Source organism: Flavobacterium pygoscelis, from assembly GCF_023162025.1.
In the GTDB taxonomy this organism is placed as follows: Bacteria; Bacteroidota; Bacteroidia; order Flavobacteriales; family Flavobacteriaceae; genus Flavobacterium; species Flavobacterium pygoscelis.
Genome location: NZ_JALNUB010000009.1, coordinates 18305 through 33189, shown reverse-complemented (window position 1 = coordinate 33189; position 14885 = coordinate 18305). Strand labels below are relative to the sequence as shown.

Annotated in this window: 8 protein-coding genes; 3 read left to right on the top strand and 5 right to left on the bottom strand. The window is 33.1% G+C overall.

What is annotated here, in order from left to right:
- The first annotated feature begins 1168 nt into the window (after positions 1 to 1168).
- The 3 genes from MW871_RS13565 (at position 1169) to MW871_RS13555 (ending at position 10938) form a co-directional block, all read left to right on the top strand.
- On the top strand, positions 1169 to 7912 hold the full coding sequence (locus MW871_RS13565) for a DUF7507 domain-containing protein (protein ID WP_248429017.1): 6744 nt from the start codon (positions 1169 to 1171) through the stop codon (positions 7910 to 7912).
- Between the two features lie 156 nt (positions 7913 to 8068).
- Positions 8069 to 8986, top strand: coding sequence for a PorP/SprF family type IX secretion system membrane protein (locus MW871_RS13560; RefSeq protein ID WP_248429016.1), 918 nt, complete (start codon positions 8069 to 8071; stop codon positions 8984 to 8986).
- A gap of 11 nt (positions 8987 to 8997) precedes the next feature.
- Positions 8998 to 10938: an OmpA family protein gene (locus tag MW871_RS13555; RefSeq protein ID WP_248429015.1), complete on the top strand. Its 1941-nt coding sequence runs from the start codon at positions 8998 to 9000 to the stop codon at positions 10936 to 10938.
- Between the two features lie 82 nt (positions 10939 to 11020).
- On the opposite strand, the gene MW871_RS13550 is transcribed toward MW871_RS13555, so the two are convergent.
- The 5 genes from MW871_RS13550 to MW871_RS13530 all read right to left on the bottom strand — a co-directional run bounded on the left by MW871_RS13550 (position 11021) and on the right by MW871_RS13530 (position 14880).
- Complete coding sequence (locus MW871_RS13550; protein WP_210645890.1) at positions 11021 to 11524, bottom strand: CAP domain-containing protein; 504 nt, start codon at positions 11522 to 11524, stop codon at positions 11021 to 11023.
- A gap of 161 nt (positions 11525 to 11685) precedes the next feature.
- Positions 11686 to 12330 carry a pyridoxamine 5'-phosphate oxidase gene (gene pdxH / locus MW871_RS13545; protein ID WP_188050861.1) on the bottom strand — a complete coding sequence of 215 codons (645 nt, stop codon included), beginning with the start codon at positions 12328 to 12330 and terminating at the stop codon, positions 11686 to 11688.
- Between the two features lie 83 nt (positions 12331 to 12413).
- Positions 12414 to 13319, bottom strand: coding sequence for a ribonuclease Z (locus tag MW871_RS13540; RefSeq protein ID WP_248429014.1), 906 nt, complete (start codon positions 13317 to 13319; stop codon positions 12414 to 12416).
- A 239-nt stretch (positions 13320 to 13558) separates the two neighbouring features.
- Complete coding sequence (locus tag MW871_RS13535) at positions 13559 to 13891, bottom strand: ribonuclease Z (protein ID WP_248429013.1); 333 nt, start codon at positions 13889 to 13891, stop codon at positions 13559 to 13561.
- 62 nt (positions 13892 to 13953) lie between these two features.
- Entirely contained in the window at positions 13954 to 14880 is a 927-nt protein-coding gene (locus MW871_RS13530) for an aspartate carbamoyltransferase catalytic subunit (RefSeq protein WP_188050864.1), read from the bottom strand.
- Between the last annotated feature and the right edge of the window lie 5 nt (positions 14881 to 14885).

Genomic DNA, 14885 nt, shown 5'->3' with positions numbered 1-14885 from the left:
AATGCATATTTTAAAGATAACAAGAAATCAGACATAGTCGACTATAAAATATAATATTCAAGAACATTGTGTTAAAAACATATAAATAAATCTTAATTTACAAACTAAAAAGCCCTGTTTTTTTTCTAAATTATAAAAAAACTTAAAAAAAAGAACCTTTTAACGAGTATTTAAGTTGTTTGTAGATTTTAAAATCAACAACTCATCTATTTTAATAAATTTATAATTAATTAGCTACTAAACAGATGATTAGACTCTAATTAAATATTATTGTTGTATAAATAATTTGACTTGTTTTCCACCAACAATTCAATAACAACACGAACTATTACTTTTTTTATTGTCATTAAGATGCAATCAAAATTGAATTTTTACAAATGACTTTTTAATATGTTTTTGCATAAAAATCATTAGTTACTATTTCTTAAAAAAACAATTTATTTAGAAAAAAAGTAAAAACCTTAAATTATAAAATTATGAATATATCTTTTACTCAATTAAAAAATAATATTCCTACTTACTTCATGTTATTTATTTTCTTTGAAAAATGGTTTTCAAGCTATTTTCCTATAGAGAACATGGAATTAATTAGAAGCTCTAGGTATTTAAAACCACAAAAAGACTCCAATAAAAACAAACGAAAGTTTCAGTATTTAGTTTTCAAACCTCAGCATTTAATGTCTCTTACAAATAGAACATTAAAAGTTTTTAATCATGATCTTTCTCAAATATTCTTTACTATCCAATCACTGAGAAATAAGATTATGATTAGGAAAATAAGAAATAGGCATAATTTAAATAATTCCTTTATTAAAAACTATCCTAACACAACCTAGCCAATAAGATTAAATTGATTTGGAAGTATTTAAAAAAAATATTTTTCTAAACCTAATGAAGGAAATTAGTTAAATGATTTACACTTTAGATAATTCAATTCTGATTTCAGTCTTTTAAATAAAGGACCTCGTTCAAAATTACAGTTTTGTTTCTCAACTTATTGACAGTTTTATTACTTCTCAAGTAGTAAAACCGATTCCTAATACACTGTATTTAAGAAATCTTAAAAATTTCTTTTGTATTGGTTTCAGATGCTTGTACACTTTTGTGAAAGAAAATAGGGTACAAACAATCCTAAAAAATTACCTATTAAAAGTTTAAAATTAACTCTATGAAAACTAAAATTACTGTTTTTGTACTGACATTTTTTTTATTTGTTAGTACTTTATATGCTCAACAAGATCCAGACAAACTTGGTGGACCAGTACTAATTGGTCAAGTAGCCCCTTTTACTTTACCTGCAGCTATTGGTAGTAAAAAACTCAAATCAGACACATTCGCCTTGAGATCACTCGCATCAACTAATTCTCTAGAATGGCCAAATCCAGGTGCCGTTCATATTGAAAAAACTGCTGAAGCGGTAGAAAGCGGAAAATGGAAAATTAATCTTATGGTTGAAGGAAAAAACATTCCTAAATCTACCGATGTAATTTTAGTTATTGATGATTCTGGGAGTATGAACGGTACCAAAATAAATAGTGCTAAAGAGGCGGCAAAAACATTTGTTAACCAATTACTAAATGGTTCTACCGATATAAGAATAGCAATTGTAACATTAAATCCTGCTTCTGGAGGTACAACAGGAAACCCACAAATCGATCAAGTATTTACCAATAATACATCTTCATTAAACACAGCCATTGACGCAATTGTTGCCAATGGTGGTACAAATATTCAAGGAGGTTTTTATGCGGCCAGACTTTTAGTAGAATCAAGCACTGCTGATAAAAAAGTGGTGATATTATTGTCAGATGGTGACCCTACTTATAGTTATAATTCTAATATAGCACCACCTGCTTTTACTGTAGGATGTGGCAGTATATCTAATTTCAATATTTCAAGAAGTGATTATGAAAATAATTATTTAAAAGTTGCATCAAGTATTTATACCAATGTTGTTGGTGATGGAAACAATTTTAATTTCACCTTATTTACTACAACTTGTGGCAATAAAACCTTCAATGCGGGAAATCATGGTATACCAACGATATATGAAGCTAAAAAGATTATTAGCGATGGTGCAGATATTTATACCATTGGTTTTGAAGTCCCAGCAAACGGAGCTGCAGAAAGTACCTTAATGGGTTCTCAAAACAAAGGCTATTTTCCAGCAAATTCTAGTAATATATCTAATATTTATTCTCAAATAAGATCAAATATTTCGTACGCTGCGACTAATGCTGTTTTAACAGACCCAATGAGTACGTTTATACTTTTATCTGCCAATGTTACACCAACCTATACTGTTTTGCCCATCACTACTGGAAATGTTGTAGTATCAAAAGGAAGTGTAAATTTTAGTAATAACGGTTTTGTTTTAAATGATCCTGACAATCCCGCAAGTGGAAATAGTAACATCGTAAAATGGAAAATAACATGGAATATAGGTACTGTTTCTGAATTGGGAGACAATATGTATTATTTTGTTACAATGGCACCGAATACCGATCCAACTATTCTTTATGATGCAAATGAAAAAACATTTATGGATTATACAGATGTAAACGGTAATACGAATACACATCAAGAAACACCAACCAATTTTACAGTACCTAAAGTCAGCGGTGGAAAAGGATCTATAGAAATTATTTACTATACCGTAAACGATGCAGGAGAGCCTATAAATAGTGTTGGAACTGTTGTTACTAAAGAAAATGCCGTTAAGTTAATACCGGGAAATAGCAAATATTTCGAAATTAATGGAAGCACAGCTTTAGAGGTTAATCAAAATTATACTGTAGTACCAGATATAAATTATCTTTCTAACAGTATCTTATATAATTTGTATTGTAATTTAGGTAGTATAATAGTTACTCCAATTCCAAGTGATCCTAATAAAAAAGTATGGTTTGGTTATGTAGTTAACTCCACTCCTAAAGTTACCAATGTTGAATACTGCATAAATAGTCCTGCAGTACCATTGACAGCTAGTTTTTCAGCTGGCCATACTTCACCAACTTATACTATATATTATTTTGATTCTCTTACTGGAACTCCAAAAACAAGTATAACACCCTTAACTACTACTTTAGGACAATATACTTATTATGTAGCCGAAGGAAAAACAACTTCCTGTATAGGATCAAAAGTACCAATAGTAGTTTCTGTAAATGCATTACCTATTGCCGCTATTGCATCGGATAACGGACTGGCTTTGAGTTGCACGACTCCAAATACGACTTTAACAGCTAGCGGTGGAACCAGCTATTTATGGTCGAACGGAGCAACAACTCCTGCTATTACGGTTTCAACTGCGGGAACATTCTCGGTAACGGTAAAAAATGCTAATGTTTGTTCATCGACTGCTTCGGTAAATACTACGCTTGATAATACTCTTCCTATTGCCGCTATTGCATCAGATAACGGATTGGCTTTGAGTTGTACCACTCCAAATACGACTTTAACAGCAAGTGGTGGAACCAGCTATTTATGGTCAAACGGAGCAACAACTGCTTCCATTATTGTTACAACTGCGGGAACATTTTCGGTAACGGTAAAAAATGCTAATGTTTGTTCATCGACTGCTTCGGTAAATACTACGCTTGATAATACTCTTCCTATTGCCACTATTGCATCGGATAACGGATTGGCTTTGAGTTGTAACACTCCAAATACGACTTTAACAGCAAGCGGTGGAACCAGCTATTTATGGTCAAATGGAGCAACAACTCCTGCTATTACTGTTTCAACTGCCGGAACATTTTCGGTAACGGTAAAAAATAGTAATGGTTGTTCGGCGACTGCTTCTGTTAATACTACGCTTGATAATACTCTTCCTATTGCCGCTATTGCATCGGATAACGGATTGGCTTTGAGTTGTAACACTCCAAATACGACTTTAACAGCAAGCGGTGGAAGCAGCTATTTATGGTCGAACGGAGCAACAACTGCTGCTATCACTGTTGCAATTGCGGGAACATTTTCGGTAACGGTAAAAAATGCCAATGGATGTTCAGCGACTGCTTCGGTAAATACTACGCTTGATAACACTCTTCCTATTGCCGCTATTGCATCGGATAATGGATTGGCTTTGAATTGTAACACTCCAAATACGACTTTAACAGCAAGCGGTGGAACCAGCTATTTATGGTCGAACGGAGCAACAACTGCTGCTATTACTGTTACAACTGCCGGAACATTTTTGGTAACGGTAAAAAATGCTAATGGGTGTTGGGCTACAGCTTCGGTAAATACTACGCTTGACAAAAGTCTTCGTATTGCCGCTATTGCATCGGATAACGGATTGGCTTTGAGTTGTACCACTCCAAATACGACTTTAACAGCAAGCGGTGGAACCAGCTATTTATGGTCGAACGGAGCAACAACTGCTGCTATTACTGTTACAACTGCCGGAACATTTTCGGTAAGGGTAAAAATTGCCAATGGATGTTCAGCGACTGCTTCGGTAAATACTACGCTTGATAACACTCTTCCTATTGCCGCTATTGCATCGGATAATGGATTGGCTTTGAATTGTAACACTCCAAATACGACTTTAACAGCAAGCGGTGGAACCAGCTATTTATGGTCGAACGGAGCAACAACTGCTGCTATTACTGTTACAACTGCCGGAACATTTTTGGTAACGGTAAAAAATGCTAATGGGTGTTGGGCTACAGCTTCGGTAAATACTACGCTTGACAAAATTCTTCCTATTGCCGCTATTGCATCGGATAACGGACTGGCTTTGAGTTGCACGACTCCAAATACGACTTTATCAGCAAGCGGTGGAACCAGCTATTTATGGTCGAACGGGGCAACAACTGCTGCTATTACGGTTGCAACTGCGGGAACATTTTCGGTAACGGTAAAAAATGCCAATGGGTGTTCGGCGACTGCTTCGGTTAATACTACGCTTGATAACACTCTTCCTATTGCCGCTATTGCATCGGATAATGGATTGGCTTTGAGCTGTACCACTCCAAATACGACTTTAACAGCTAGCGGTGGAACCAGCTATTTATGGTCGAACGGAGCAACAACTCCTGCTATTACGGTTGCAACTGCCGGAACATTTTCGGTAACGGTAAAAAATAGTAATGGGTGTTCAGCAATTGCTTCGGTCAATACTACACTTGACAACACTCTTCCTATTGCCGCTATTGCGTCCGATAACGGATTGGCTTTGAATTGTACCACTCCAAACACGACTCTAACAGCTAGCGGTGGAACCAGCTATTTATGGTCAAATGGAGCAACAACTCCTGCTATCACGGTTGCAACTGCCGGAACATTTTCGGTAACGGTAAAAAATGCCAATGGTTGTTCGGCGACTGCTTCGGTAACTACTACACTTGACAACACTCTTCCTATTGCGGCTATTGTATCAGATAATGGACTGGCTTTGAGTTGTACCACTCCAAACACAACTTTAACAGCTAGCGGTGGAACCAGCTATTTATGGTTGAACGGAGCAACAACTGCTTCCATTATTGTTACAACTGCCGGAACATTTTCGGTAACGGTAAAAAATGCCAATGGATGTTCGGCTACAGCTTCGGTAACTACTACACTTGATAACAGTCTTCCTATTGCCGCTATAGCGTCCGATAACGGACTGGCTTTGAGTTGTAACACTCCAAATTCGACTTTAACAGCAAGCGGTGGAACCAGCTATTTATGGTCGAACGGAGCAACAACTCCTGCTATTGCGGTTGCAACTGCGGGAACATTCTCGGTAACGGTAAAAAATGCCAATGGTTGTTCCGTAATTGCTTCGGTCAATACTACGCTTGACAACACTCTTCCTGTTGCCGCTATAGCATCGGATAACGGATTGGCTTTGAGTTGTACCACTCCAAATACGACTTTAACAGCAAGCGGTGGAACCAGCTATTTATGGTCAAATGGAGCAACAACTCCTGCTATCACGGTTGCAACTGCCGGAACATTTTCGGTAACGGTAAAAAATGCCAATGGGTGTTCAGCAATTGCTTCGGTTAATACTACGCTTGACAACACTCTTCCTGTAATTTCTATTTCTTCGCAAACAGATGCTTATTGCTTTGGAGAAAATAATGGTACTATTAGCATTATTACTGAAGGAGGAAAAAGTCCTTATACTTATGCATGGACAAAAAATAATATTGCCTATTCAACTTCTAAAGATTTGATAGGACTTTCTCAAGGTATTTATAAGGTAATTGCAACTGCCGACAATGGTTGTTCCTCTGATGAATTAAAAGTTATTATTCAGCAACCGAATGCTGCAATAACAGCAACTGCAATAATCATTGATAATACTAATTGTGTAGGATGTAGTAATGGCAGCATAACTCAAACTATTTCTGGAGGAACACTACCTTATACTTATTTATGGTCAAATGGTGCAACAACAAAAGATATTACTGATTTAATTAAAGGAAATTATAGTGTTGAAATCAAAGATAAGAATGGCTGTGTTGCAAATTACTCCTATTCAATTCAGGAATCAGGAATAGCTCTTGTTAAAAAAGGAATTTTCTATGATTCAAATACCGATGGTTTTGCACAAGCAGGTGAGATAATCAATTACACTTTTATAGTAACAAATACTGGAAATGTAACAATAAATTCTATTGTCATAACTGATCCTATGAAGGGATTAACAATAAAAAACAATAGCATAGCTTCTCTTAATGCTGGTGAAAATACAACTATAACAGGAATTTATATTTTAACTCAAGCTGATATTAATGCAGGTAAAGTAATTAATTCTGCAGTTGCAATTGGTAAAGATCCGAAAGGAAATGAAGTGAAAGATATCTCTGGAACGCAACAAAATAATGATACTGCAACAGAAACACCTCTAAATCAAAAAGCAAGTATTGCAATTACAAAAGATGGCATCTATATAGACGCTAACAAAGATGGAATTACCAATTTAGGAGATAAAATAGTCTACTCCTTCATGCTAATAAATACGGGTGATGTTATCTTAACTCAAGTCAATATAAGCGATAATTTAGAAGGTCTAGTAATAACAGGTAGTCCTATTACATTACAAATTGGCGAGTCTAATGCTACTTCTTTTTCAGCTACTTATTCAATTACCCAAGCTGATATAGATAGTGGTTTAGTATACAATTTGGCTACTGTTACTGGCACAACACCTTACAATGATAAAGTAACTGCTACTTCTACAGATCCTACACCATGTATGAATTGCATACCAAAAACAGATTGTAAAAATTGCACAATAACAACGTTAAATCAAAGTGCTAATCTCGTGGTTTATAAAACAGCAGCTGTCACAGGCTATAGTTTAGTTGGAGAAATAATCAATTATAAAATTATAGTTAGGAATTCAGGAAATGTAACACTTCATCAAATTGTAGTAACCGATCCATTAACAGGATTAAATACAATTATTTCTGTTTTGGCGCCAGGTACAGAACAAGAATTTAATGAAAGTTATACCATAACTAAAAATGATCTTGACAATAATTCTGTTATTAATATCGCTAATGCAAAAGGATTAACACCTACAAATGCTGAAATAAAAGCCTCTGACACCGTTGAAATTGATAAAGCATTTGTACTAGGTTGCAGATCTATAGTAGTACACAATGCCTTTTCTCCAAATGGCGATGGTATTAATGATGTTTTTACAATCGATGATATTAGTGAAACCAATTGTTATCCAGAAAATACAGTTGAGATTTATAATCGTTGGGGTGTTTTAATTTTTAGAACTAAAAATTACAATAATCAAACTAATAATTTTGATGGTATATCGCAAGGAAGAACTACAGTTAGTGAATCTACTGGTTTACCAAGTGGAACCTATTTCTATATTCTAAACTATACTTCTATAGATGGAAATGGTACTATTCAAAACAATAAAAAAGAAGGTTTTTTATATCTCACGAAATAGATTCAAACTATGATTTTAATCCTGAGTCTCTCTAAATGACTCAGGATTAACTCCTAGTTTATAAAAATCAACATCGTTAAAAATTAAGTTTATACAAATAGTATTTCGCACGCTTATCAAAAAACAGTTCAATATATTAATAATAATAAATTTACTATGAGAACAAAAATATTTTCAGTCATTTTGATCTTTACATTTTTTGTGAGTCATGCGCAGCAAGATGCGCAGTACACACAATATATGTATAACACTATAAATGTAAATCCAGCTTACGCAGGATCTAGAGGCGCAATGAGTATTTTTGCTATGCATCGAACCCAATGGGTAGGATTAGATGGCGCTCCAGTTACGAATGTAGCTTCTATTAACACCCCTTTAAACGGAAATAATCTTGGTATAGGCTTCTCTATAGTTAATGATAAAATAGGCCCTACAATGGAAAACACTATCTCTGCCGATATTTCCTATACGATTCCAACATCCGAATCGTACAAACTTTCGTTTGGTATAAAAGCATCGGCTAATATTTTTAATCTAGACACATCAAAACTAAATCCTGTTAGTGATTATCCTTTAGATCCTTCAATACAAAATATCAATAATGAATTTTCTCCAAATATAGGTGCTGGTATTTATTTACATTCCGATAAAGCCTATATTGGTTTTTCTATTCCAAATTTCATAGAGTCCAATCGATATGATGATAATACAGTTGCCATTTTTAAAGAAAAGATAAATTATTATCTAATGGCAGGATATGTTGCAGATCTGACGAGTGACATAAAATTTAAACCCGCTATTCTTTCCAAACTAGTTATTGGCTCACCACTACAAGTAGATATTTCAGCCAATTTTATGTTTGTTGAGAAATTCACAGTAGGTGTTGCTTACAGATGGAGTGCTGCACTTAGTGCTATTGTAGGTTTTCAGGTTTCTGATGGGATGTACATCGGATATGGTTATGATCATGAAACTACAAAATTGAACAACTATAATTCTGGTTCGCATGAAATATTCTTGCGCTATGAAATATTCAAAAACAATGACAAAATTACAACTCCTCGTTTCTTTTAAAAAAGATCAGTATGAAAAACAATATATTCCTCTATATAATTATATTGAATGCTTTGACATTTAATGTATATTCTCAAAAAGCAAAATTGATAGCTGCAGACAAAAAATACGATAAGTTTGCCTATATAGATGCTATAAAAACCTACGAAAGGGTTGCGGAAAAAGGATATAAATCGACAGAAATGTTTAAGAATTTAGCCAATTCTTATTACTTTAATTCTGATTTTGAAAAAGCTGCAAAGTGGTATGCTGAATTATTTGAGATGAACAGTACGGATTTAGAACCAGAATATTACTACAGATATGCTAATTCTTTGAAATCTATTGGTCAAGATGAAAAAGCCAATGAATTATTAAAATTGTTCGATAAAAAATCTGGAAATGATAGTCGTGGAAAACTATTTGCCAAAGACAGAAACTATCTAGAGGAGATAAAGGCCAATTCTGGAAGATATAAAATTGAAGATGCCGGAATAAACTCTGAATATTCTGATTACGGTACTGCAATATATGGCAAGGAAATCGTATTTACCTCAGCTAGAGATACCGGGAGTTTAGGTCAGAGAAAACACAAATGGACTAATCAACACTTTACAAATTTATATTCGGCCACTTTAGGAGAAGATATGACTCCCAATAAACCTAAAAAATTTGATTCTAAAATAAACTCAAGATTTAACGAATCTACTCCCGTATTTACCAATGATGGTCAAAGTATGTACTTTACTAGAAATAACTTTTTAGATGGAAAAAAAGGAAAAGATGGCAGCAAAATTACTTTAGTAAAAATATATAAAGCAACCTTAAAAAACCAAAAATGGACTGATGTAATCGATCTTCCTTTTAACAGCGATAATTATAGCACAGCCCACCCTGCTTTAAGTCCGGATGGTAAGACATTGTATTTTGCCTCAGACATGCCCGGAAGTATAGGCCAATCTGATTTATTTAAAGTAGAAATAAAAAGCAATGGGACTTACGGCATACCTATAAATTTAGGTACAACTATAAATACCGAAGGAAAAGAATCGTTCCCTTACGTAAGTGATGAAAATGAGATTTATTTTGCATCAGACGGACATCCAGGTTTAGGTGGTTTAGATGTTTTTGTAAGCTCAATAGCAAGCGATGGTTCTTTTGGAGAATTGCAAAATTTAGGTTCGGATATAAACTCTTCAAAAGATGATTTTGCCTATCTAATTGATACAAAATCAAGACGAGGTTTCTTTTCATCAAACAAAGAAGGCGGAAAAGGTTATGATGATATTTATAAGTTTTTAGAATTAAAAAGACTTTCTTGTCAGCAACTTTTATATGGTGAAATCACCGATACAAAGACTTCAAGTATACTTGCTGCAACTAAGATAACGCTCTTTGATAACAAATTTAATATAGTTAGTTCTACCCAATCTGATGATAAAGGAAATTATTCTTTTAATGTTCAATGTGGCAAAACATATTATGTTAGAGCAGAGAAAAGTAATTATAAAACTAAAGAAGAAAAAATAGCAATAAGTACAGCAAACGGAAAAACACATTTACCAATTGCATTAGAAAATGATAAATGTATTGTAACTGTAGGAGATGATTTAGGTAAATGTTTTAATATAAAAATGATATACTTTGATTTAGATAAATCAAGTATTAGGCAGGAAGCAGCATTTGAGTTAGAAAAAATATTAGATGTTTTAAAACAAAATCCAACCTTAAAATTAAACATCCGTTCGCACACCGATAGTCGACAAACTGCTGTTTATAATATGGCTTTGTCTAACAGAAGAGCTAGTGCAACTATTGCTTGGTTGATACATAATGGAATTAATTCCAACCGACTTACCGGCAAAGGATATGGCGAATCACAACTAGTAAACAATTGTTCTGACAATGTTATCTGTAGCGAAGAAGAGCATCAAATGAACCGAAGAAGTGAGTTTATAATAACTGCCTTATGATATAATTATTTTAGATTTTAAACAAAAAAAAAGGCTGTCTTTTGGGGAGAAGACAGCCCTTTTAATATAAAAAAAACTCAACTTAAATTTTTGCAAATATATTAGTATAATATTTTCTACCATTGGCAGGATTTTCTTTAATTGCAATTCCAAAATGGGTAAAATTGCCTTCAATATTTTCTCTATGCCCAGGACTTGCTAACCAAGCGTCTAATACTGCTTTTGGAGTACTATAATTATAAGCAATATTTTCACCTACTGATTTTGCTCCCAAGGTTTTCATTATATTTTCTGAACGAGCAACAAAATCATTGTGATTAACAACATTGTTAGTAATCATATAATTATCATGCTCTTCTGATTTGTATGACATATGGTTAATTCGCTCTAAACGTTTTAATCCTAAACTAGCTCTATGATCATTAATTAGATTCATCGTTTCTAACTCAAATGAGTTATAAGAATAATTAATTACTTTCTCTACCGATGCATCAGCACTTTGAGTTTCTGAATTATCTGATGAACATGAAATCGAACTACACATTACTGCACCTAGCAATAATACATAAAGTAAATTTAGTTTCATAATTTTAGTAGTTTAAGATTAAAGTAGATTGTGGGGCAAACAACTTCAATAAGTAAATAAAATGTTAATTTCTTGATCAAAACTAATCATTTTATCGTTAAACTGCCAAAAATAATCGACGAAATACATCATAATAATTTTTAAATGTTCTTTTTCCTACATTAAGAAGAAAGTCTCTCAATTTTCCATGAGAAATCATCCTGACTGGAGTAACGTATCCTGTCATGCAGACGATTAGGTCTGCCTTGCCAAAATTCTACCTCAATAGCGGTAACTAAAAAGCCTCCCCAATATTCTGGTCTTGGAATCACAATTCCTTCATATTCTCCTTCTAATTGTTTTAGATTTTCTTCTAGATACTCGCGAGAAGGAATAACTTCACTCTGATTTGAAACAATTGCTCCTAGCTTACTTCCGTTAGGTCTGCTCTCAAAATAATGATCCGATGTAATCGCAGGAATTTTATTTGCTATTCCTTTTATAATTACCTGACGCTCTAGTGTGTGCCAAAAAAAAGAAAGACAAACATGTGGGTTTGCAGCAATAGCCTTTCCTTTTTCTGAATTGTAATTGGTATAAAAAATAAAACCTTCTTCACTAAACTTTTTAAGTAGGACAACCCTTGATTTAGGAAAACCATCCAAACCTATCGTCGAAACCGTCATAGCATTTACTTCACTGTCTCCACCAAAATCTTCTACTTCATGAAACCACCTGTTAAACAAGTTAATAGGATCTTCAGGAATAGAAGATTCTAATAATTCACTTTTATCGTAAGATTTTCTGTAATTACTTAAGTCATTCATGTTTTTATTTTTTTAAAATGTATTTTTATAAAAAATGAGGTTTAAAATAGCTAGCAATTGAATAATGCAAAAAACTTTATGTACTAAAATTCAAAACTTTTACCATCATCTGCCAAAAGAATTTCTGGAAAAATTGTAATTGCTTCTTCTTTAAACATTTCTATATTTTCATATCGCGTAGAATAATGTCCTAAAATCAATTGTTTTACATTAGATTTTAAAGCAATTGTTGCTGCTTGTTTAGCCGTACAGTGTAGTGTTTTGCTAGCTAGATTTTCTTCAGAATCTAGGAAAGTCGCCTCGTGATACAAAACATCTGCATTTTTAATAATAGTAATAACATCTTCATGATACACTGTGTCAGAACAAAAGGCATAGCTTTTTGCAGGAATAGGATCAAAACTTAATTGTTCATTTTCAATAATTTTTCCGTCTTCTAAAGTGATATCCTTACCGTTCTTAATTTTTTGATAATAACAAGAATCAATTTCATAATTTTGTACTGCATCCAAATTAAGTTTCCTCTCCCCTATTTTTTCTTCAAATAAAAAACCATTTGTATATACCCGATGTTTTAATGGAATTGTTTTCACCGTAACCTTATCATCTTCAAAGATTATTTCACTTTCTTTAGAATCAAGTTCATGAAAAAACAGATCATAATTTGTCCACGAATTGGATAATCGCAATTGTAACATTATGATTTCCTTTATTCCTTTAGGACCATGTACATGCAAATCGGTTGTTCTATTTAGTAAGCTAAAGGTTGAAATAAGACCTATTAAACCAAAAAAATGATCTCCATGTAAATGGGAAATAAAAATATGATTTATCTTAGAAAATTTAATTTTATTTCTTCGCAATTGTACTTGAGTTCCTTCACCACAATCAATCAAAAAAAGCCTGTTTTTAATTTCTAAAATCTGTGAAGTAGGATTTGTAAATGTACGAGGAGTGGCTGCATAGCAACCAAGAATTGTTAGTTTCAAATTATTATTTGATTTATAAAAATTGAATATGTACAGTTGTTTCCTTAAATAGCAACAACGTTAATTTCTTTATTATTCTATTTTTCAATATTATATACCTAAGTATAACATCAAAAGCGAATCAAATAGGCAATACGAATTATATTTAGTAATAAAATTTTATTAGCATAAAATAGACCTGAAAAAACAATGAATAAAACTGTAGTACTATTTTTTTATACTACTATTCACAACTATTTTTAAAATCCAAGATCTCTTTCTATTTCATCCATTTCTATAATATCGTGAGCTTCTAATAAAGAAGGAACAACAATTAATCTATTAGGAGCAGCATTGTAATCAAAGTCATCCGCTACAACTACAAAAGATTTTTTTGCTTTTTTATGCTGTTTTGAAATCGGAATAAATAATTTAATATCGTTCAATGATAGCTCTTTATGCATTAAAAGATCAATTATAATGTTACTTTTTTCAAACGACTTATACTGTTCTGTAACCGTCATCAAGAATGAATTAACATTACCTTGAGTATCTCTAATAGTTATCGTGTGACCTTTTTGATCTACTTTCATTTTTTTTTATTTATGACTTAGAACAAGCAAGTCTGGTTAAATAAATATTTATTTAAAAGGAATTATTGAATTTTTGAAGCCAAAAGATAAATAACGGCCATTCTTATAGCAACACCATTTTCTACTTGATTTAAAATAACCGATTGTTGAGAATCTGCTACTTCACTGGTAATCTCTACACCGCGATTAATAGGCCCGGGATGCATAATAACAATCTCTTTGTTAAGTGAATCTAAGAGAGTTTTATCTACACCGTATTGCTGTGCATATTCTCTAGTAGAAGGAAAATAATTCACATCCATTCGCTCGTTTTGCACACGCAACATATTGGCTACATCGCACCATTCTAGCGCTTTTCTTAAGTTAGGTTCTACTGTAACTCCTAATGACTCAATATGTCTTGGAATAAGTGTTTTGGGCCCGCAAACTTTCACTTCGGCACCTTGCATTTGCAAAGCATATATGTTAGATAATGCAACTCTAGAATGCAAGACATCACCAACAATTACTACTTTTTTACCCGCTACTTCTCCTAGTTTTTCTCTAATAGAATAACTGTCTAATAAAGCTTGAGTAGGATGTTCATGCGCTCCATCACCAGCATTTACAATACTTGCTTTGACATTCTTAGACAAAAAGTAAGCAGCACCAGGATTTGCATGACGCATAACGACCATGTCTACTTTCATCGAAAGAATATTATTTACAGTATCAATTAATGTTTCACCTTTTTTGACAGAAGATTGTGCTGCAGAAAAACTAATTACATCAGCTGATAATCGCTTTTGCGCCAACTCAAAGGAAAGCTTTGTTCTAGTACTATTTTCGAAAAAAATATTGGCAATAGTAATGTCTCGTAACGAAGGCACTTTTTTTATGGGTCTATTAATGACTTCTTTAAAATGATCGGCTGTTTCAAAAATTAAGTCAATATCATTTTTATTGATATATTTTATTCCTAATAAATGATTTACGCTTAATTCTTTCATTTTTG